The following is a 23392-nucleotide window of genomic DNA, read 5'->3' as shown; positions in this document are numbered from 1 at the left end:
CCCGGGTATCGAATCCGACACCGCCGCCTCGATCCGTCCTCCGGCCGGAGCGGTGCCGTAATCCGTCCGGAAATTCACGATGTCGCGCCGATGGCGGGAATCGGGGTGTCACGCATACAGTCGGAGCGGATGGCGCAGGAAGAAGGCGCCTAGCGGGCCGTCTCCCGGGCCGTGGCGGAGAGGCCCCGGACGGTGCCGGAGATGAGGTCGGTGACCTCCCGGCTGTGCTCGTCGAGGTAGAAGTGGCCGCCCTGGAAGACGTGCAGGGCGAACTCGCCGGTGGTGTGCTCCCGCCAGGCTTCGGCCTCGGCGATCGTGGTGTGCGGGTCGTCGGTGCCGACCGACATCGTGATGGGACAGTCGAGCCGGACATCGACGACCCGGGGGTGGGTCTCGATGGCCGCGTAGTCGCCGCGGACGGCGTACAGGATCGAGGCCATCATGTGTTTGTTCTCCAACCAGACGGGGTCGGTGCCCCCGACGGAGCGCAGTTCCTCGAGGATGCCGGCGTCGTCACGACGGTGGACCGTTCCGCCGCGCAGTCGCGAGGGGGCGGGGTAGCCGGAGGCGAACAGCCAGGCGGGCGGGGCACCGGTGTCCTCCTGGAGGCGGCGGGCCACCTCGAAGGCGAGGGTCGAGCCCATGCTGTGGCCGAAGAAGACGGTGGGCCGACCGTCCTCGCAGCGGCGCAGCGCCGCGTAGGTGAGGTCGGCGAGTTCGGCCACGCTGTCCACGCAGCCCTCGGCACGCCGGTCCTGCCGTCCGGGGTATTGGATGGCGAGCACGTCCAGTTCCGGCGAGAGGGCTTTCGAGAGTGTGTAGTAGTAGCTCGCCGAACCCCCGGCGTGCGGAAAGCAGACGACTCGGAACTCGCTGTCGTCGCGGGGATGGAAGCGTTGGATCCACTCCCCTGTGAATTTCGCCGATCCCGTCATGCCCAACCCTTCCGTGAGTCTGCCGATTTCGCTGTGCGGCCCCGCCTGTCGGCGGCGGCTTCAGGAGGCCCGGTCGGCCGAACGGGCGGCCTGCTCGTCCAGCAGGGACGCCACCAGGCGTGGCTCGACGTTGCCGCCCGAGACCAGTACTCCGATGTCTCGGGCGCGCCCGTCGGCGGCGAGGCGCAGGGCCCCGGCCACGGCCGTGGCGGCGGCGGGCTCGATCAGCAGTCGGGCACGCAGAAGCACCAGGCGCATCGCCTCGGCGATGGCGCTCTCCTCGATCGTGAAGACCCCGGCGACCGTGTCGTGGACCAAGTCGTAGGGCAGTCGGCCGATCCGGTCGGGGCGCAGTCCGTCGGCGATCGTGGGCTTCGCGTCCACGGTGACCGGTCCCCCGGCGCGCAACGCCTCGGTCAGGGCCGGTACGGCGCCGGGCTCGGCACCGTAGACGTCGATGCCTCGGCCGGCGGTGGCCAGGCAGGCGCCGGCCACCGCGCTGCCGCCTCCGACGGGCACCACCACCGCGTCCAGGCGGCCGTCGGCCGCGGCCACCTGGTGGATCAGTTCCGCGGTGGCGGTTCCCTGGCCGACCACCACGTCCGGGTTCTGGTAGGGGTCGATCTCGTCGTAGCCGCGGGTGTGCCCGAGTTCCTCGACCACCGCGATCCGCTCGGCCAGGGTGGTGCCGGCCAGGAGCACCTCGGCGCCGGTCTCACGAATGCGCCGCACCTTGGTCGGCGCGGCGTCGGTGGGCAGTACCAGCACGGCCGGCAGTCGGCATCGGGCGGCGGCCAGGGCCACGGCTATGGCGTGGTTGCCGGTGGACTGCGCGACCACGCCGACGCTGCCGGCTCCCGTCAAGCGATCCATGGCCAGGAGCGCGCCGCGTATCTTGAAGGAGCCTCCACGCTGGAGGTTCTCCGCCTTCAGCCAGAGCCGGGCCCCGGTCGGCCGCTCCAGTTCCTCGCTGCGGACGACGGGCGTCCGCGTCACGCGGCCGGCGATTCGCCGCCGAGCGTCCTGCACGCCTTCGAAGCTCAGCAGCGGTGGCTGGTCGGTGACGGCCACGGCGTCCCGGCCGATCGGCATCACGCGTCTCCGTTTCGCCGCGACGTCGAGGTGTCCTTCGCGGATCCGACGGAAACGACCCGGTGATCGCGGGCGGATTCCGCCGCTATCACCTCCAGCACCTCGCGGCCGAGATCGACCAGGTACATGTGGTCGCCCGGGAACTCCACATAGCTGAAAGCGCCCGTGGTGGCGTCCCGCCACTGGCGGGCCTCTTCGGCGGTGACCAGGCCGTCGGAGTCGCCTCGCAGCGAGCAGATCGGCACCGACACGGGCTCGTCGACGCTCGGGACGTAGTTCTCGTGCATCTCGCAGTCGGCCTGCAGCACCGGCAGGATCAGTTCACGCATCTCCGGGTGGTCGAGGGCCTCGTGCCTGAACCCCGCGAACTCCTCCACCCGGGCCAGGAATTCCTCGTCGGGGAGCCCGGTCGCCCGCCGCTCCCGCTGTGTCCACGGCCCCGGCGAACCGCTGACGACCAGCCGCTCGACGTGCACGTCGCGCTTGCTCAGCAGATGCACCAGCTCGTACGCGAGCACCGCGCCCAGGCTGTGCCCGAACAGCACCACCCGCGCCCCTTCGCCGAGGTCCGCGACGATGCCCTCGATCTCGTTCTCGGCCGCCTCGACGACGTTCCGGTACGGCGTCTCCAGGATCCGTCGCTCCCTGCCGGGCAGTTCGACCGAGAGCACGCGCCACCGGTCCGCGGCCGGCGCCCGCCACGGGTGGAAGAACGACGGTCCCGCTCCCGCGAACGGCACGCACAGCAGCGCGGTCCGGTCCCCGTTGTCCGCGGACATGCCGGGTTCTTTCACCCCGACCAACCCCAATCATGCATTCGATGGTTCGGCGAATCGGTTCCGGGAAATCGTTGTCCGGTCATTCCGCCAGCTTGCGGACGATGACCTCCATGGCTTCGGCCACGGGTGCGGGCATATTCATTTCGTGGTGCGAGGCGTGCACGTCGTGCACCTCGATGGAACCGAGGACGTACGGCCGCCACAGGTGCGCGTACGAACCTTCCTGATCCGTCGCGCTGAAGAACAGCACATCGCCGCGGTAGACCGGCGATTGGAAATCCATCATCAGGTTCGTGTTGTTGGCCAGCACCTTCGACATGGTGTCCAGGGCGGATTGCAGATTGTCGGTGCCGATGTATTGGCCGAAGTAATCCTCGAGTTCCGCCCGGTAGTCGGAGAGGGTTTTGCCGGCGTGGATCTCGGTGAACCCGTGCCCTCCCGGTTGGGAGTCCAGGATGGCCGTGAGAGCGACTCGGTGCCCACGCCGGTCGAGCCCCTCCGCGACGGCTTGCACGAGTGTGCCGCCGTAGGACCAGCCGACGAGGTGGAAGGGCCCTTCGGGCTGGATCTTCAGCATCTCGGCGATGTAGTCGTCGACCATCTCCTCCACGGACCCCACCGGCGTGTCCACGCCGTCGGAACCGCGGGACTGCAGGGCGTAGGCCGCCCGGTCCCGCACGTACGGCACGAAACCGAAGAACGCCCAGCCCAGCCCGCCGCCCCCGTGGAAGAACCACAGCGGCGGCTTGCCCGTGCCGGGATCGTTGTTCAACGGCAGCACCACCGCGAACGGGTCGGGGTTGTCCACGGGTATGCCGCCGATCACCACCAGCGAGGCCAACTCGGCCACCGTGGGGTACTTGAGGATCGTCCTGAGCGGCATGTCGACGTCGAATCGACTGCGGATGCGGTCGCTGAGCCGGGTGGCCAGGAGCGAGTGCCCGCCGAGCGCGAAGAAGTCGTCGTCGATCCCGACCCTCTCGATGCCGAGCAACTCGGCGAAGAGGGAGCACAGTTCCTCTTCGTGGGCGTTGCGCGGCTCGCGACCGACCTCGGTGTTCGCATCCTCGGCCGGCAATGCCTCGCGGTCGAGTTTCCCGTTCGGGGTCAGCGGGATCTCCGAGAGCGGAATCACCGTGGCGGGCACCATGTACTCCGGGAGGCGCCCCCGCAAGTACTCGGGCAGCTCGGCGAGCAGCGCCTGCACGCCGTCGTCGGCCTCGGCCGGCTCGGGCATCACATAACCCACGATGCGCTTGTCGCCGTCCTGGTTCTCCCGCACCACGGCCGCCGCCTGGGCCACGCCCGGATGTCCGGTCAGCACATGTTCGATCTCGCCCAGCTCGATCCGGAAGCCCCGGATCTTCACCTGGAAATCGGTGCGCTCGATGTAGTCCAGCAGACCGTTGCCGTCCCAGCGCACCACGTCCCCGGTCCGGTACATCCTCGCGCCGGCCGGGCCGAACGGGCACGCCACGAACCGCTCCGAGGTCAGCTCGGGCCGACCCTGGTACCCGCGGGCCATTCCGGCACCGGCGATGTACAGCTCACCCCGCACCCCGGGCGGCACCGGATGCAGCCGCGAATCGAGCACGTACACCTGGGTGTTCCCGACCGGCAGTCCGATCGGCACACCGTCCCCCACCTTCAGGCGCGCCTCGGTGCACCACGTCACCGTCTCGGTCGGGCCGTACATGTTGAACACCTCGGCGGCCTGGGCCGCCAGGGTCTCGGCCAGGCGCAGCGGCACGGCTTCCGCGCCGATGATGATCCGCAGGCCCTTCGCGGCGGTCGGCTCGTGCATCAACAACATCTGCCAGAACGCGGGCGTGGCCTGCACCGCGGTGACCTCGTGCCGGCGCAGCATCGCCAGCACGGCCGACGGATCGGTGACGGTGTCCTTCCCCGCCATCACCATGGTCGCGCCCGCGATGAACGGGAGGTACAACTCGGTGTTCGCCATGTCGAACGCCACCGTCGTGCTGAACAACATCCGGTCCGCGGCCGACAACGGGAACCGCCGCTGGGTCGTGGCCAGGTAGTTCGCCACCGCGCCGCGCGGGATCGCCACCCCCTTCGGCTTGCCCGTCGACCCCGACGTGTAGATCACGTACTGGGCGTTCTCCGGGCGCACGACCACCTCCGGTGGCGCGTCCGGATACCCCGAACAATCCGCGCCGGCCAACGCGTCGGCGTCGAGCACCAGCAGCGGGTCCGCGTGCTCGAGGATGAAGTCGATCCGGGAACGCGGGTGATCCGGATCGATCGGCACGTAGGCGCCACCGGACTTGAGCACCGCCAGCAGCGCCACCACCAGATTCACCGTCCGGGGCAGGAGGACGGCGACCCGCGACTCCGCCCGCACACCGCGCTCGACCAGCCAGTGCGCCAGCCTGTCGGATCGCGCGTCCATCTCCCGGTAGCTGAGCGACTCCTCTTCGCCGATGATCGCGAGTGCCTCCGGGGTCGCCTCCACCTGCCTGCGCACCGCCGCGATCAGGCCGTGCTCCAGGGTCGGTTCGGCGGTGTCGTTGACCTCCGTCACCAGCCGCTGCCGCTCGCCCGCACTCAGTACGTCGACATCCCCGACGCACATGCCCGGATCAGCGACCGACTGCTCCAGGACACGCACGAACCGGGCGGCGATGGCCTCGACCGTCTCCCGCTCGAACAGGTCGGTCGCGTACAGGATGTTGCCCCGCAGCGCCCCCGATTCGTCCGCGATCACGTTGAAGAACAGGTCGACCTTGGAGGTCGACGGGAGGGCCTGCTCGGCCTCCAGGGTGAGCCCGGCCAGTTCCAGGTCGGGCCGCTCGTAGTTCTGTAGGCCGAGCATCACCTGGAACAGCGGCTGGTAGGCCGCGGAGCGTTCGGGGTTGATCGCCTCGACCACCATGTCGAACGGCACGTCCTGGTGCTCGTAGGCGGTCAGCGCCTTGTCCCGCACCTGCGCGAGCAGGTCGATGAACGACGGGTCGCCGGAGAGGTCCACCCGCAGTACCTGGGTGTTGACGAAGAACCCGATCAGATCGGCCAGCGCTTCGTCGGTCCGCCCGGCGATCGAGCTGCCGATCGTCACGTCGTCCCCGCCGCCGAGCTTGCGCAGCAGCACCGCCAACGCGGCGTGCAGGACCATCGACATGCTCGTCCCGCGCTCGTCGGCCAGCTTCTGCAGCCCCTTCGCCACCTCCGGCTCCACCACGAGGTCGACCATGGCGCCGCGCCCACTCGTCTCCGCGGGTCGCGGGCGGTCCAGCGGCAGGTTCAACGGCTGTGGCACTCCGGCCAGTTCCCTGCGCCAGTACTCGACCTGCGTCGCGGCGAGACTGTTCGGGTCCGTGACGTCGCCGAGTACCTCCCGCTGCCACATCGTGTAGTCCTTGTACTGCACGGGCAACGGCTCCCACCGCGGCGCCTCGCCGTCGCGGCGGGCTGTGTAGGCCGTGGCCAGGTCCCGGGCCAGCGGCGCGCCCGAGCTGCCGTCCGAGGCGATGTGGTGAAGCACCAGGACCAGCACGTGTTCCTCCGGCGCGCAGCGGAACAGGCGCACCTGAAGCGGTGGTTCGGCGGTCAGGTCGAAGCGGTACGCGATCGCCTCCTCGATCGCGCCGGCCATGTCCTCCGGCGCCACCTCGACCACCGACACCTGCGGCGAGGCCGCGGCGGTCGGGAGGATCCGTTGCCCGAGCTCACCGTCGTCGTCCGTCACGTAGATGGTGCGCAGGATCTCGTGCCGCTCGACCACGTCGCGGATCGCCGCGGCGAGGGCGGCGTGGTCCAGGGGTCCGGTCAGCCGGAAGGCCGCCGGCATGTTCCAGTTCTCCGACCCGCCCTCCATCTGGTGCAGAATCCACATGCGGCGCTGGGCGAATGACAGCGGAATCATGGCTTTTACTCCTCTACGAACATCTTGCGCAGCCCGGGGCGACGGGGAGCGGCCGATTCCTCCGACCACGCGGCGAGCGCGGACACGGTCGGCAGGTCGAAGATCTTGCGGATGGGGATCTCGATCCCCAGTTCGGCGCGGGCGCGGCTGATCAGCCGGGTGGCGAGCAGGGAGTGCCCGCCCAGGTCGAAGAAGCCGTCGTCGAGGCCGACCCGGTCCACGCCGAGCACCTCGGCGAACAGCGCGGCCAGGGCTTGTTCCCGGGCGGTGCGGGGGGCCCGGTAGGCGGCACCGGTGTACTCCGGCTCGGGCAGCGCGGCCCGGTCCAGCTTGCCGTTCGGGGCCAGTGGCCACCGGTCGAGGACGACGAAGGCGGACGGCACCATGAAGTCCGGCAGCCGCTCCGAGACGAAAGCGTGCAGGTCCCTGGGATCCGGGCCCAAGGGGGCCTCGGACGTCGTGCCGTCGTCGGTGACCGAGGGCACGACATACGCGACCAGTCGCCTGCCGGTGTTGCCGCCGCGCCCGTCACGGGCGATCACGGCGGCCTGTGCGACGGCGGGGTGTGCGGTGAGCGCGGCCTCGACCTCGGCGGGCTCGACGCGGAAGCCGCGCACCTTGACCTGGGTGTCGCCGCGACCCACGTATTCCAATTCGCCGTCGCCGTTGACCCGGGCCAGGTCACCGGTGCGGTACATGCGTGTGCCGGCCGGACCGAACGGGTCGGCGACGAAGCGTTCGGCGGTCGGCGCGCCGCGGCCGTGGTAGCCGCGGCCCACGTTCCCGCCGACGTACAGCTCGCCGATCGCCCCCGGCGGCACCGGAGCCAGGCCGGGGCCCAGGACGTAGGTGCGCATGTTGCCGAGGGGGGTGCCCACCGGCGCGCTGCCCGACCGGCCCCGGGGATCCGCGTCGACGGCGCAGGTGGTGGCGTAGAACGACTCGCTCTGCCCGTAGGCGTTGACGATCCGTACTCCCGGGAAGGCGGCCCGGGTCCTCTCCACGAGCGACGAGGGCAGGGCCTCGCCGGCGAAGACGACCGTCTCCACGGCGGTGCGATCGGAGATCTCGTCGACGAGTTCGGCGAAGGCGGACGGCACGGTGGAGATGACGCTGCCGCTCCAGCCCTTGCGGTCGCCCAGGACCAGGACGTCCTGGACGACGTCGACGACGCCGCCGGTGGCGAGGGTCGTAAAGATCTCGAAGGCCGAGACGTCGAAGTTGATCGACGTGCCCGCGAGAAGCCGCTTGCCCGGCCCCATGCCCACACGCGCGGCGAGCCGCAGCACGCCGTTGACCACGTTCGCGTGCGTGATGGCGACGCCCTTGGGCTTGCCGGTGGAGCCGGAGGTGTACATCACGTATGCCAACTGCTCGGCGTGGATCCGACGTTCGAGATCCGGGGCGTCCTGGGAAGGCTCGAGTGTGTCGAGGAGCAGATCCGGGGCGTCGTGCTCGGGCAGCACCGCGACCGTCGCGGAGTGCGCCACGACCAGGTGCGGCCGCGCCTCCTCGAGGATCGCGACGAGGCGGTGGCCGGGATACCTGGGATCGACCGGCAGATACGCGCCGCCCGCCTTCAGGACCGCGAGCAGTGCGATCACCAGGTCCGCCGTCCGCGGCAGCGACACCGCGACCAACGCTTCCGGGCCCACGCCACGGTCGACCAGTTCGCGCGCCAGGCGGTCGGCCCGGGCGTTCACCTCGCGGTACGTGAGCGACTCGCCCCCGGCGACCACGGCGACCTCGTCCGGGGTCCGCGTCGCCTGTGCTTCCACGAGCCCGGCGATCGTGACGTCCGGGGTCGGGACGGCCGTGTCGTTGAACTCGACGAGGAGTCGGTGGCGTTCGGCCGGGTCCAGGACGTCGAGCTGCGCGATCCTCAGCTCGGGCGTGGCCGCGAGTTGTTCCAGGACGCGCACGAATCGGTCCGCGTACACCTGCACCGTGTCCCGGTCGAAGACACCGGGCGCGTACTGGAGGAGGAACTCCAGGCCCGGATCGGCCGCCGCCATCAGCGCCAGGGGGTAGTGGGTGCCGTTGGACGGGCGCATGCCGAGGAAGGCGATCCCGTCCGCGGCCTCGGTGGCGGCGCCGATGCCCTCCCGGTCGACCGGATAGGACTCGAAGACGACCAGCGTGTCGAAGAGGGTCTGCAACCCCACCACACCCTGGATCTGGGTGAGGCTGTAGTGGTGGTGCTCCAGGAGGCCGGCCTGCCGGTGTTGAAGGCGGGTGACGACCTCGGCGAGGGTGTCGCCGGGCGCGTACTCCACACGCACGGGCAGGGTGTTGATGAACATCCCGACCATCGACTCGACCCCGGTCACCTCGGCCGGGCGCCCGGAGACGGTCGCGCCGAACACCAGGTCCCGGCGGCCGGTGAGTTGGCCGAGCAACAACGCCCAGGCGGCCTGGACCACGGTGTTGATGGTCACGCCCAACTCGGACGCGCGCCGGTTGAGTCGGCTCGACAAGTCGAGGGAAAGTGCGAACTCGACCTGGTCGAGGCCGTCTTCGCTCGCGCCCTTGGAGCCGGGAGCCAGCAGGGTCGGCTCCTGGACCCCATCGAACTCGGCCGCCCACGCCCTTGCCGCCTCGTCCTGGTCCTGTCGTGCGCGCCAGGCCAGGAACTCGCCGTAGCTCCGCGTTTCGGGCAGCTCGACGCGGTCGCCGTCGGCCGCGTAGAACAGCAGCAGTTCGCGCATCAGCAAGGGCGTGGACCAGCCGTCGTAGAGCGCGTGGTGGGTGGTCAGCACGAGTTCGGCCCGATCGGGCCCGAGCACGACCAGCGCCAGCCGCGTCAGCGGCGGGTTCTCCACGTCGAAGTGGGCGGCCCGATCCCGGACGAGGAACTGCTCCAACGCCTCGGTTCGCTCCGCCTCGCCGCGCCCGGTCAGGTCGAGGTGCTGCCACGGCAGGGTCACCCCGGCCGCCGGCACCACCTGCACGAAGTCGCCGTCGGATCGGTTGACGAACGCCGCACGGAGGTTGGCGTGACGCTCCAGCAGTGCCTGCCCGGCCCGGCGCATCCGCTCCGGGTCCACCGCACCGGCCAGGTGGAACGCCATTTGCACGTGATAGGCGTCGAACGAGGATCCGGCCAGCATCGAGTGGAAGAGGATCCCGGACTGCGCCGGGGTCACCGGCCACACCTCGGCCAGCCGGCCGAATCGGGCCTCCCAGGCGTCGATCTCCCCCTGGCTCACCCCGACCAGGGGCGCGTCCGTCGGGGTCATCCCGCCCGCGTCGGGGCTCGCGGCGTGCCGGGCCAGGGCGGTCAGTGCCTCGACCCACAGCCCGGCCAACTCGGTCGCCTCCTCGCGGGAGAGCACACCGGTGGGGAAGGCGAACCAGGCGGTCAAACGCTCGCCGTCGGGGGCGCCGGCGGCCACCGCGTTGATCTCCAGCGCCGACAGCGCCGGCATGTCCGCGTCCGGCGCGGCGATCAGGTCCGGCTGTGTGGTGTCCGGTGCCCAACCCAGGCCCCGCAGTTCCTCGGGGATGTCCGCGCCGGAAGTCCGACCGAGGTAGTTGAACCCGATCTGCGGTTCCCGTTCCGCGGCCAGCGCGGCGGCGGTCTCCGGGTTGAGCCGGCGCAGCAGGCCGAAGCCGATCCCGTTGTCCGGAACCGCCCGCAGTTGCTCCTTGACCGCCTTGATCGCCCGACCGGCGGCCGGACCGCCGGCGAAGGCTTCCGCCACGTCGACGCCGGCCAGGTCCAGCCGCACCGGATACATCGCGGTGAACCACCCGATCGTGCGCGAGAGATCCGCGCCGGGCACCACCTGCTCCTCCCGGCCGTGCCCTTCCAGGCGGACCAGCGTCGAGGAGGCGGGCACGCCCCGCGTGCGACGCCAGTGGGCCAGCGCGAGCGCCAGAGCGGCCAGCAGCCCGTCGTCGACGCCGCCCCCGAAGATCGCGGGCACCGTGTTCAGCACTGCCTCGGTGACCTGTGCCGGTACCTGGACGCGCACCGTGTCCACGGTGGCGGCGACATCCCGCGCCGGATCCGGCTTCCGTGCGCCGAGCACCGGCTCGTCATCGCGCAGGATCCGCTGCCACAGGGGCAGTTCCGCCACCCGCTCCGGGTTGTTCGCCTCGTCGGCCAGCGCGTGTGCCCAGCGGCGCAACGAGGTCCCCACCTCGGCGAGTTCCGGCGCACGACCGTCGCGGACCCGCTCCCATGCCGCGACCAGATCCGGTAGCAGGATCCGCCACGAGACCCCGTCGACCACCAGATGGTGCAGCACGATCAACAACCGGCCCGCGTCCGTGGGCGAGGTGAACCACACGAACTGCGCCATCACCCCCGCGTCCGGATCCAGCCGACCCGCCGCCGCGTGCAGCTCGGCGAGAGCCGCGTCCGCGGCCGTGCCGGTGTCGCCCACGGCGACCTCCCGCAGCAGCGTGTCGGCGTGCACTCGGCCGGGCGATTCGATCCACAGGCCCGACCGCGCCCGATCGAGCCGCGAACGCAACACGTCGTGCCGGTCCAGCACGGCCTGCACCGTCGCCACCAGCCCCGCCCGGTCGATGTCCTCGGGCAGGGTCAGCATCGCGGTCATGCAGAGCCGGGACAGGCCACCGCCGAGCGCGAGCACGTGCTCCGCCGTCGGGGGCAGCGGAGCCCACCCCGTGCCGCCACCCGGCAGTTCCGCCAAGCTGAGGCGTTCCTCTTCGCGTCCTTCGACCAGTTCCGCGAGCCGAGCGACCGTGCGGTGCTCGAAGATCTCCCGTGTGTTGATGTCGATGCCTCGGGCCCTGGCCCGCGCGACGATCTGGATGGAGCGAATGCTGTCCCCGCCACTGGCGAAGAAGTCGTTGTCGACGCCGACGCGCTCGACGCCGAGCACTTCCGCGAACAGCGCGCCTAGGGCCTCCTCGTGTTGACCACGCGGTGCCCGGCCGGTCGATACCCGCGCGTATTCCGGCGCGGGCAGAGCCCGGTGGTTCAGTTTTCCGCTCGGAGTCAGCGGTAGCGCCGAGAGCGGCACGATCGCGGTCGGCAGCATGTAGTCGGGGAGACGCCCACGCAGGTATTCGGGCAGTTCGACGAGCAACGCACCGATCGATCTGGCCAGTGCGGGGGCGTTCGCCCACGTGCGCCCGCCCGCACCGGTGGGAACGAACGAGCCGGAGACGGTGCGCGGTCGGATCTGCCGCTCGGGCAGCAGCACCGCTTCGAAGCAGCGCGCGTCCTCGCCCGACCAGGTGAGAATCGCGTCCCGACCGTTCTCGCGTGCCCACCGGAGCAGATCCTGCGGATCCACCGGTGCTCCCGGCGGGGACGCCGAGTCCAGGAGACCGGCCGCGACGGTCACGGCGACCTCCTCGACCAGACGCGCGTTGGGTATCCCGCTGACCCGTACCGGGCCCTGTGCCGGGTCCGCGTGGCGGGCCAGGTCGGCCAGGTCGGCCGACTGCCCACCCCACGGCACCGACCGCACGCCGGCCAGGTCGAGGACGTCGGCCGGTTGCTTGTGCAGGACGACCTCGTAGCGGTGCCGGGTCAGCTCGTTCTGCGCCCGCCCGGGCTTCAACCGGATGTCGACCGCGACCGGATCGCCTCCCGCCCACTCGGTGAACCACTCCGGAGCGATCACCAACTCCTGCTCGGCGAGCAACGCCTTCTCCACCAGCCGGCGCAGCTCCTCATGGGAGGCGTGGGGGTTTTCGGCGTATTGCACGGCGGTCAGCAGCAGGCGGCGGGTCGTGGCGTTGCGGACGTCGCCGACGATGACGCGGCCGCCGGGCACGAGGAGTTCCATCACCTGGCGGAGCACCTGGTCCAGGTACTCGATGCTCGGGAAGTACTGCACCACCGAGTTGAGCACGACGGTGTCGAACCGGCCCCGGGGCAGCCCGGAGACGTCGTCGGCCGGTTGGGCGCTCAACCGGACCCGGTCGCCGTATCCGGCCTGTTCGGCCTGCGCCCGGACCCGGTCCACCACCGTGGCCGAGATATCGGTGCCCCAGTACTCCTCGACTTCACCGACGATCTTCCCCAGGAGCAGACCGGAACCCACGCCGATCTCCAGCACCCGCCGCGGCGCGTACCGCAACACCTGTGCGACCGCCGCGTCCTGCCACTCCAGCATCTGCTCGAGCGGGATCGGCTCACCGGTGTAGCTGGAGTTCCAGCCTCCGAAGTCCTCGCCCAACACCTCGTCACCGGAACCGGCGTAATTGTCGTCGTAGAGGTGACGCCACTCGTCCACCTGGGCGCCGGCATCGGCCGGCGCGGCATCCGGCCTGGGCACCACGTATCCCACGAGCTGCTTTTCGCCCTGCTCGTTCTCCCGCAGCACGACCGCCGCCTGCGCCACACCGGGATGGCCCGCCAGCGCGTGCTCGATCTCCCCCGGCTCGATCCGGAAACCACGGATCTTGACCTGGAAGTCGGTGCGGCCGAGGTATTCGACCTGGCCGTCCCGGTTCCATCGCACCAGGTCCCCGGTGCGGTACATCCTGCTTCCCGGTACACCGTAGGGGCACGCGACGAACCGATGCGCGGTCAGATCCGGTTGCCCGAGGTAGCCCCGGGCGAGCCCGACGCCGGCCAGGTACAGCTCACCGGCGACCCCGGGCGCGACCGGGCGCAGCTCCGTGTCCAGCACGTACACCCGGGTGTTCCAGATCGGCGCGCCGATCGGCAGCCGGTCCGAACCCGGTACGTGCTCTCGCGCGGTGACCTCGACCGCCACCTCGGTGGGGCCGTAGAGGTTGTGCACGGCACAACCCGGCAGCAGGTCGGCGACCTTGTCGGCCAACTCGGCGGGGAACGCCTCACCTCCCGCCTCCACCCAGCGCAGCCCGGAGCACCGCGCCGCCGAGGGCTCGGCGACGAACACTTCCAGCAGCGAGGGAACGAAGAAGGCGCCGGTCACCCCCTCCCGCCGGATCAACTCGGCCAGATACGCCGGATCCCGGCGCCCGTCCGGTCGCGCGATGACCACGGCCGCACCGGCCAGCAACGGCGTGAACGACTCCGGCACCGAGGCGTCGAAGCTCGCCGACGAGCTCACCAGCACCCGGTCCCGGACGCCGATCCCGAAATAGGCCAGGCGCCACGCCATCAGGTTCATGATCGACCGATGCGAGACCTGCACACCCTTGGGAGCACCGGTGGACCCGGAGGTGTAGATGACATACGCGGGGTTGTCCGGCGACAACGACCGCTGCGGGTTGGCCTCGGAGTACCCGGACACCTCCGGAAGCTCTTCCTCGAGCACCAGCAGCGGCCTCGCGGTGTCCAGCAGATACCGCACCCGGTCCTCGGGCAGTTCGGTGTCCACCGGCAGATAGGCCGCGCCCGTCTTGATCACCGCGTAGATCGCCACCAGCAGATCCACCGAACGCGGGATCCGCACCACCACCAGCCGCTCCGGACCCGCGCCCTGCTCGACCAGCCAATGCGCGAGTTGATTGGCGCGCCGGTTGAACTCCCGGTAGGACAGCGTCTCGTGCTCGCCGATCAGCGCCACCCGGTCGGGCTCGCGCGCCACCTGGGCCTCGAACGCGCCCGGCAGGGTGTCCGCGACCACCGGATGCGCCGTGTCGTTGACCTCCCCTATCAACCAGTCCCGTTCCTGTGTCGACAGCACCTCGATGGCGCCGACCGGCAGCGTCGGGTCCTCGAGCACCTGCTCGAGGATGCGCACGAACCGGTCGACGATCCGCACGGCCGTGCCGTGCTCGAACAGGTCCGTCGCGTACTCCAGGAGCCCGAGCGCGCCCCCGGACGCCTTCGGGACGATGTTGAAGAACAGGTCGAACTTCGCGGTACCGGTGCCCGCCCCGACCGGGGTGACCCGCAGACCCGGCATCTCGATCTCCGGCCACACGAACTGCCAGCCCAGCACCGTCTGGAACAACGGCTGGTACGCGGTGGAGCGATCCGGGTTGAGCAGCTCCACCAACCGTTCGAACGGAATGTCCTGGTTGTCGTACGCGGCGAGGGCCTTGTCCCGTACCTGCTTTAACAGCTCGCCGAACGTCGGGTTCCGCGACAGATCGGCGCGCAGTACCCAGGTGTTGACGAAAAACCCGATCAGGTCGTCGAGTTGCTCATCGGCGCGCCCCTCGATCGGACTGCCGATCGTCACATCCTCCCCCGCGCCCAGCTTGTGCAGCAGCACCGCCAGCGCGGCCTGGGCCACCATCGGCGCCGTGCCACCGTGGTCCACGGCCAGCTTCTGCAACCCGGACAACACCTCGGGTGCCAGCTCGAAGTGCACTTCGCCGCCGCGATAGCTCGCCACCGTCGGCCGCGGCCGATCCAGCGGAAGTTGCATGGGCTGCGGAACTGCGGCCAACTCGTCCTTCCAGTAAGCGAGTTGCGCTGCGGCCACGCTCTCCGGGTCGGCTTCGTCACCCAGCACCTGCCGCTGCCACAGCGTGTAGTCCTTGTACTGCACCGCCAGCGGTGCCCACTCCGGCGGCCTCCCCCGATGGCGGGCCTCGTACGCCGACATCAGGTCCCGCAGGAACGGCGCCATCGACGCCCCGTCCGCGGCGATGTGGTGGAACACGAACACCAGGACGTGCTCCTGCGGAGCGATCCGGAACACACTGGTCCGCAAAGGAAGTTCGGTGACCAGGTCGAACGGCTCGCGCGCGAACTCGTGCAGCGCGGCATCCACCGCGTCCGCGGCCACGTCGACCACCCGAAAGGGCAGGGTGGCCTCCTCCGGAGACAGGATCCGCTGCTCCGGCGTACCGTCCGCGTCCTCGACGACCAGGGTGCGCAGGCTCTCGTGCCGGGTTGCGACATCCGTCACGGCCGCGGCCAGGATCGTGGTGTCCAGCCGTCCTTCCAGGCGCAGCGCGAACGGCACGTTATAGGTCGCGGAGGGGCCTTCCAGGCGGTGGAGGAACCACATCCGACCCTGGGCAAAGGACAACGGGATCATCGACGCTTCTCCTCTATGGTCATCTGTCGCAGCTGGGGGCGCTTCGATGTGGCCAACTTCTCGATCTGCTCCGCCAGCTGGGCAACGGTCGGATTGCGGAACACCGTCGTGACCTTCACGTCGACGTTGAGCTCGCCGCGGATGCGGCCGGTGAGCCGGGTGGCCAGCAGCGAGTGCCCACCGTGCTCGAAGAAGTTGATGTCGATGCCGACCTCGTCCACCCCGAGCAGCTCGGCGAACAGTCGGCACAGGACTTCCTCGGTGTGGTTGCGCGGCCCTCGCCCGGCGGCGACCTCGGCGTGGTCGGGTGCCGGCAGCGCCTTGCGGTCGAGCTTCCCGCTCGATGTCACGGGGAACTCGGCGAGCGGCACGATCACCGAGGGGACCATGTACTCCGGCAACCGCTCCCGGGCCAGCTCCGCCAGGCCGATGAGGTCCGGCTCGAACGGTTCCGCCTTGCCGTTGCCCGGCACCACGTACGCGACCAACCGCTGGTCGCCGGAGCGCTCCTCGCGCACCACGACCACCGCGTGCTCGACGTCCGGGTGCGCGGTCAGCGCCGCCTCCACTTCGCTCAGCTCGATCCGGAAGCCGCGGACCTTGACCTGGAAGTCGGTACGTCCGAGGTACTCGACCCGGTCGTCCTCGTTCCACCGCACCAGGTCCCCGGTGCGGTACATCCGGGTTCCCGGTGCTCCGTACGGGCAGGCGACGAAGCGGTGTGCGGTCAGGCCCGGTTGCCCGACGTAGCCCCGGGCGAGTCCGGCACCGGCCAGGTACAACTCGCCGGCGACCCCGGGCGGGACCGGGCGCAGCGCCGCGTCCAGCACGTACACCCGGGTGTTCCAGACCGGTGCGCCGATCGGCACCCGGTCCGCGCCGGGCACGTGCTGCCACGCGGTGACCTCCACCGCCGCCTCGGTGGGCCCGTAGAGGTTGTGCACACCACACTCCGGCAGCAGTTCCGCCGCCCTGTTCGCCAGCGCGGCCGGGAACGCCTCGCCCGCGACCTCGATCCAGCGCAGGCTCGTGCACTGCTTGGCCGAGGGCTCGGCGACGAACGCCTCCAGCAGGGAGGGCACGAAGTCCGCGCCGGTCACCCGCTCCCGGTGGATCAACTCGGCCAGATAGGCCGGATCCCGGCGGCCGTCCGGGCGCGCGATCACCACGGCCGCCCCGATCTGCAGGGGGGCGAACAACTCGGGCACCGAGACGTCGAAGCTCGCCGAGGTGCTGAGCAGCACCCGGTCCTCGGCGCCGACGTCGAAGTGCGCCAATCCCCACTTCAATCGGTTCATGATCGAGCGGTGCGACACCAGCACACCCTTGGGGCCGCCGGTGGAGCCGGAGGTGTAGATGACGTACGCGGCGTTGTCCGGCGACAACGTCCGCTCCGGATTCACCACCGGGTAGCCGGACACGTCCGGGAGCGCCCCGTCGAGCACCAGCAGCGGCTCGGCGCTGTCCAGCACGTGCCGCACCCGGTCCTCGGGCAGGTCGACGTCCACCGGCAGGTAGGCCGCACCCGCCTTGACCACCGCGTAGAGCGCCACCAGCAGGTCCACCGAGCGAGGGATCCGCACCGCGACCGCGCGTTCCGGACCGGCGCCCTGCACGACCAGCCAATGCGCGAGTTGATTGGCGCGCCGGTTGAACTCCCGGTACGTCAGCGTCTCGTGCTCGCCGATCAGCGCCACCCGGTCGGGCTCGCGCGCCACCTGGGCCTCGAACGCGCCCGGCAGGGTGTCCGCGGCCACCGGATGCGCCGTGTCGTTGACCCGCCGCACCAGCCGGTCCCGCTCGTCCCGCACCAGCACCTCGAGGGCGCCGACCGGCGCCGTCGGGTCCTCGAGCACCTGCTCCAGCACACGAACGAGCCGAGCCGCGATGAGCTGGGCCGCTTCCCGGTCGTAGAGGTTGTTGCGGTAGTCGAGGGAGAGCCTCAGGTAGGGGTCGGACGCGTTGAGGGTCAGGGCGTAGTGCGAGCCCGCGAACGGCCGGATGGCGTCGATCGTGAACCCCGCCGCGGTGTTCGCGTCGACGATGCCCTCGCGGTCGACCGGGTAGTTCTCGAACACGACGATCGTGTCGAACAGGGCGGGCAGTCCGACGCCGCGTTGGATGTCGGCCAGCCCGTAGTAGTGGTGGTCGAGCAGCGCGGTCTGCCGCTCCTGCAATGCGGTGACGATGTCGCCCACGCTGTGGTCCGGCGGGCAGAACACCCTGGTCGGCAGGGTGTTGATGAACAGGCCGACCATCTCTTCCGAGCCGGGGAGATCCGCCGGGCGGCCGTTGACCGCGGCGCCGAACACCACGTCCCGCCGCCCGGTCAGCTTCGAGAGCAGGATCGCCCACGCGCCCTGCAGGAGCGTGTTCAGCGTGACCCCGAGTTCCGCGGCGCGCCCGGCGAGTTCACGTCCCTGGTCGATCGACAGCGGTACCTCGACCCGCCCCAGGGCCGCCGCCTTCTCCTGGAGGGGAGCATCCGGGGCCATCAGGGTCGGCTGGTCGAATCCGGCGAGCTCGGCCCTCCACCGCTCGGCCGAGGCCGCCCGGTCTCGTGTGGACAGCCAGGCCAGGTAGTCACCGTAGCTCCGGACCGGAGCAAGTTCGTGGGTCCCGGAGTACAGCCGAATCAGATCCTTGAACACCAACGGCGACGACCAGCCGTCGAACACGGTGTGATGCGCGGTGATGACGAGTTTGCCCCGCTGCGCCCCGCAGGTGAGCAGTGCCAGGCGGAACAACGGCGGCCGGGTGGGGTCCAGCCGGTCGGCCCGATCCTCGGCGAGGACGTTGTCGAGCACCGCGTCCTGCTCGGCCACGCTGCGATCGCCCAGCTCGATGTGCCGCCAGGGCAAGGCGACGTGTTCCGCCACGACCTGCACCGGATCGCCGCCGGCCCTGATCAGGAACGCGGAGCGCAGGTTCGGATACCGCTCGAGCAGCGCCTGCCCGGCCGACCGCATGCGCTCCGGGTCCACGTGCCCGGACAGGTGCAGCACGAACTGCATGTGGTAGACGTCGAAGGAGCCGTCGGCGATCGCGGCCTGGAACTGGATCCCGGACTGGCCCGGCGCCTGCGGCCACACCTGGGTCAGTCGGCCGTAGCGCTCTTCCCACGCCTCGATCTCGTCCTGCCGCACCGGAACCAGCGGGGCGTCCGACGGCGTGAGCCCGCCCGTCCGCGGCTGTGCGGCGTGCCCGGCCATGCCGTGCAGCACCTCGACCCACAGGTCGACCAGTTCGCGGACACGCTCGCGGGAGAGCAACCCGGTGGGGAACATGAAGGCCGCCTGCAACCGGGCGCCGTCGGCGGTGTCCGTGGCGACCGAGCCGACCTCCAGCACGGACAGCGCGGGCAGGTCCGGGTCGGGAGCCGGGATCAACTCGGTGGACCACGACGCCGGTCCCCATCCGTGCGCGCGCAGGTGTTCGGGCACATCGGCGTCGGAGATCCGGCCGAGGTAGTTGAATCCGATCTGCGGCGCCGGGTGCTCGGCGAGTTGCGGGGCGGTCTCCGGGTTCAGATAGCGCAGCAGTTGGTAACCCACGCCCTTGTCCGGGATCCCACGCAGTTGCTCCTTGACCAGCTTGATCGCCTTCCCGGCCGCGGGTCCGCCCGCGAGCACGTCGGCCGCGTCCACCCCGCGCACGTCGATCCGGGCCGGGTACATGCTGGTGAACCACCCGACGGTCCGGGAGAGGTCGGCCCCGGGAACGAGGTCCTCCGCGCGACCGTGCCCCTCCATTCGGACCAGGGTCGAGTCCTCCTTGCCGCGCCACCGGTTCACCGCCAGAGCGAGCGCGGCGAGCAGCACGTCGGTCCCGGTGCCCCTGTACGCCGCGGGAAGCCTGGTCAGCACCGCGTCGGTGACATCGGCGGGCAACTGCACGCGCACGCTGTCCACCGTGGACATCACATCCACCGCCGGATCGAACGCCCGCGTGCCCAGCGGGGGGTTCGGCGCGGCGAGCAGGTCGCGCCAGTACGCCACTTCCGCCTCGCGCTCGGGGGCGAGCGCCTCGCTCTGCAGCGCCGACGCCCAGCGCCGGGCGGAGGTCCCCACCGCGGGCAACTCGGGCGTCCGGCCGGACCGGACCTGCTGCCACGCCTCGGCGAAGTCCGACATGAGGATGCGCAGGGAGACGCCGTCCACGACCAGGTGGTGCAGGACCACGAGCAGCCGGCCCGCACCCGACTCGGGGGCGAACCAGACGAAGTCCGCCATGGTCCCGGCTTCCGGGTCGAGTCGCCCGGTCGCCTCGTCCAGTTCCGCCTTCGCCGCCTCCACCGAGGACGGCTCGTCCCACCGGCCGGCACAGGAAACCCGGCGGATCAGATCCGCGGCCCGTACGGCGCCCACCGGGCGTACGACGAGCGAGGGTTCGTCGCCGCGCACGAGTCGCGCGCGCAGCAGGTCGTGCCGCTCGAGCACGGCGTCCAGCGTCGCGGCCAGACCGCTCGCGTCGATGCCCGCCGGCAGTTCCAGAGCCATCGCCATGGCGAACCGGTTCGTCCCGCCGCCGTTTTCGAACACCTGGCGCGCCACCGGCTGCAATGGCATCGGGCCGATGCCGCCACCCTCGTCCTCGGCGAGCGCGGGCGTGCGGTCCCGGCGGGCCGAGGCCACTTCGGCCAGCCGGGCCGCCGTGCGGCACTCGAAGATCTCCCGCGTGGTGAGGTCCAGGCCCCGGGCCCGGGTCCGCGCGACCACTTGCAGCGACCGCAGACTGTCCCCACCGACCGCGAAGAAGTCGTCGTCGACACCGACCCGGTCCACACCGAGCACGTCCGCGTACGCCGCGGTGATGATCGCCTCGGCCTCGGTGCGCGGCTCCACGTAGGTCTCGCCCACGAACTCCGGTTCGGGCAGCGCCGAGCGGTCCAGCTTGCCGGTCGGCCCGTACGGCATGCGGCCAAGCGTCACGAACGCCGACGGCACCATGTAGTCGGGCAGCCGTGCCGCGACGAACCTGCGCAGTTCGGCTGCCGAGGCGCCGGCCAGGAGTTCCACATCGCCGATCCCACCGGCGCCGTCGTCACCGACGGCTCCGTCGCCGGCGTGCACCACGTACGCGACGAGCCGACGCCCGCCCGAGGGCACCTCCCGGCTGATCACCACCGCCTCGCTGATCCCGGGGTACAGCGCGCACGCCGCCTCGACCTCCGCGGTTTCGATCCGGAAGCCGCGCACCTTCACCTGGCCGTCGACCCGGCCGACGCACTCCAGTTGCCCACGGGCGTTCCAGCGGGCCAGGTCGCCCGTGCGGTACATCCGCTCGCCCGAGGGGCCGAACGGGTTCGCCACGAACCGCTCGGCGGTCAGGCCCGGAAGGCCGTGATAGCCGCGGCCCAGGCAGATCCCGACCACGTACAGCTCACCGATTACGCCCTGCGGCACCGGGGCGAGTCCCGGGCCCAGCACGTAGGCGCGCATGTTCCCCAGGGGGGTACCGATCGGCACAACGTCGTTCTCCGCCCATTCCTCGGACCCCGCGAGGGAGAACGTGGTGGCGTAGAAGCTCTCGCTCTGCCCGTAGGAATTCACCACCTGCACCCCGGGCAGCGCCTCGCGCACCTGGCGCACCAGCCGGGCCGGGAGCAGGTCGCCCGCGAATACCACCGTGCGCACGTCGGGCGTCTTGCCCAGGTGACCCACGAGTTCCCCGAGCACCGAGGGAACCGCGCTGATCACGTGACCGTCCCAGCCGTCCCGTTCGCCGAGCGCCAGTGCGTTCGGCACCACCTCGGCCGTGCCGCCGGTGGACAGCGTGGACAGCAGTTCGAAGACCGAGACGTCGAAGTTCACCGAGGTACCGGCGAGCATCCGCCACCCGGGCGGCGCGTCCAGCACGCGCACCAGTTCCCGCACTCCGTTGACGACGTTGCGATGCGTGATCGCGGCGCCCTTCGGCTTGCCCGTGGAGCCGGAGGTGTACATCACGTACGCCAGGTTGTCCGGACCCAACGGCGAGATCCGGCTCGCGTCGTCCGGCGCCCCCTCGGGCGAGTCCCATTCCGCGCGCAGGTCGAGGTCGACGGTCGAGATGTCGTTGCGCGGCAGGTTCCGCCATGTCCCGGTGTCGGTGACCGCGAAACGCGGAGCCGCCTCGGCCAGCACGCTCTCCGCCCGCCCGCCGAGATACTGCGGGTCCATCGGCAGGTAGGCGGCACCGGACTTGAGGATCCCGAGCAGGCCGACCACCAGGTCCTCGGTGCGCGGCAACGCCAGCACCACCAGGTCCTCCGGACCGGCACCACGCCGGATCAGTTCCCACGCGACGCCGTTGGCCCGGTCGTCGAGTTCCCGGTAGGTCAGCGTGCGGTCGGCGCAGACGATCGCCGGGGCATCCGGCGTCCCGGCCGCCCGGCGTTCGAACAGTTCCGGGATGGTTGATTCGGACACCGTCGCGGCGGTGTCGTTGTAGCGGGTGAGCAACCGGTCCCGCTCGGCGTTGTCGAGCACGTCGAGGCCGCCGATCCCGCGTTCCGAGTCGCCGACGAGCCGGCTCAGCACGCGGACGAACCGGTTCGCGATGCCCTCGACCGTCTCCCGGTCGAACAGGTCGGTGGCGTACTCCAGACGGCACGCCGCCCCGCCCGAGCCGTTCGGGATCATGTCGAAGAACAGGTCGAACTTGGCGGTTCCGGTCTCGAGCCGCTCGGCCCGGACCTCGAAGCCCGGCAGTTCCAGATCCGGTACGGGCGGCTGCCAGGAGAGCATCACCTGGAAGAACGGGTCGTACGCGGTGGACCGGTCCGGGTTCAGCAGTTCCACCAACCGCTCGAACGGCATGTCCTGGTTGTCGTAGGCGGCGAGGGACCGGTCCCGCACCCGCCGGAGCAGTTCGCGGAAGGTCGGGTTCCCGGAGAGGTCGACGCGCAGTACCCAGGTGTTGACGAAGAACCCGACGAGGTCCCGCAGTTCCTCGTCCGTCCGCCCCGCGATCGGCGCGCCGATGGGGACGTCGTCCCCACAGCCGAGGTGGTACAGGAGGACACCCAACGCGGAATGCATGACCATCGAGACCGTGGTGTCCGCTTGCGCCGCCACCTTTTCCACGGACCGGAGCAGGTCGGGGTCGATCGAGAACGGGACCCGATCGCCGCGGCGGCTCATCGCCTTCGGACGCGGGCGATCGGTGGGTATCGCCAGCGGCTGTGCCAGGTCGGCCAACGCTTCGCGCCAGTAGGCCAGTTGCCTGGCCGCCAGGCTGTCCGGATCGGACTCGTCACCGAGCACGTCCCGCTGCCACAGCGTGTAGTCCGCGTACTGCACCGCGAGCGGCTCCCACGCCGGGGCCCTGCCCTCCCGGCGGGCCGCGTAGGCCGTGGCGAGATCGCGGAACAGCGGTCCGAAGGACTCCCCGTCCACGGCGATGTGGTGCACCACCAGCACCAGGGTGTGGTCACGCGGTCCGCACCGGATCAGCCGGGCACAAATCGGCGCGTCGGCGGCCAGATCGAAGGTCGCGGTGGCCACCTCGTCGATCGCCGCCGCCCGTTGCTCCTCCGCCGCGACCTCGACGACCGGCAGGTCGAACGGCTTGCGACCGGATGGCAGCACCTGTTGGTGCGGAACGCCGTCGTCGTCCTCGACGATCACCGTGCGAAGGGCCTCGTGCCTGTCGATGACATCGTGGAGCGCCGACTCCAGCGCACCCACGCTCAATTCACCGGTCAGTCGCAGGGCGGACGCGCCGTTGTAGGTCGGCGAAGGGCCTTCGAACCGGTCCACGAACCACAGCCGACGCTGCGCGAACGACAACGGGATCATTGTT

6 protein-coding genes are annotated in these 23392 nt (G+C 70.7%); all 6 read right to left on the bottom strand.

Translation table 11 applies throughout. The annotated features are described in order from the left end of the window. Positions 1-149: 149 nt before the first annotated feature. The 6 genes from ACZ4FV_RS34325 to ACZ4FV_RS34300 all read right to left on the bottom strand — a co-directional run bounded on the left by ACZ4FV_RS34325 (position 150) and on the right by ACZ4FV_RS34300 (position 23388). Positions 150-935 carry a thioesterase II family protein gene (locus ACZ4FV_RS34325; RefSeq protein ID WP_395873251.1) on the bottom strand — a complete coding sequence of 262 codons (786 nt, stop codon included), beginning with the start codon at positions 933-935 and terminating at the stop codon, positions 150-152. A 60-nt stretch (positions 936-995) separates the two neighbouring features. Further along, positions 996-2027, bottom strand: coding sequence for a threonine ammonia-lyase (locus tag ACZ4FV_RS34320; RefSeq protein ID WP_395873252.1), 1032 nt, complete (start codon positions 2025-2027; stop codon positions 996-998). Then, a complete protein-coding gene (locus ACZ4FV_RS34315) occupies positions 2027-2806 on the bottom strand; it encodes a thioesterase II family protein (protein ID WP_395873253.1) in 780 nt (259 codons plus the stop codon). Before ACZ4FV_RS34315 ends, ACZ4FV_RS34320 begins: the two co-directional genes overlap by 1 nt. Before the next feature lie 79 nt (positions 2807-2885). After that, on the bottom strand, positions 2886-6692 hold the full coding sequence (locus tag ACZ4FV_RS34310) for a non-ribosomal peptide synthetase (protein ID WP_402242016.1): 3807 nt from the start codon (positions 6690-6692) through the stop codon (positions 2886-2888). A 5-nt stretch (positions 6693-6697) separates the two neighbouring features. Next, positions 6698-15607: a non-ribosomal peptide synthetase gene (locus ACZ4FV_RS34305; protein ID WP_465324143.1), complete on the bottom strand. Its 8910-nt coding sequence runs from the start codon at positions 15605-15607 to the stop codon at positions 6698-6700. After that, on the bottom strand, positions 15604-23388 hold the full coding sequence (locus tag ACZ4FV_RS34300; RefSeq protein ID WP_465324141.1) for an amino acid adenylation domain-containing protein: 7785 nt from the start codon (positions 23386-23388) through the stop codon (positions 15604-15606). Before ACZ4FV_RS34300 ends, ACZ4FV_RS34305 begins: the two co-directional genes overlap by 4 nt. Positions 23389-23392: the final 4 nt, after the last annotated feature.

Source organism: Embleya sp. NPDC025285, assembly GCF_055558835.1.
This window is presented reverse-complemented; position numbering and strand designations above follow the sequence as displayed.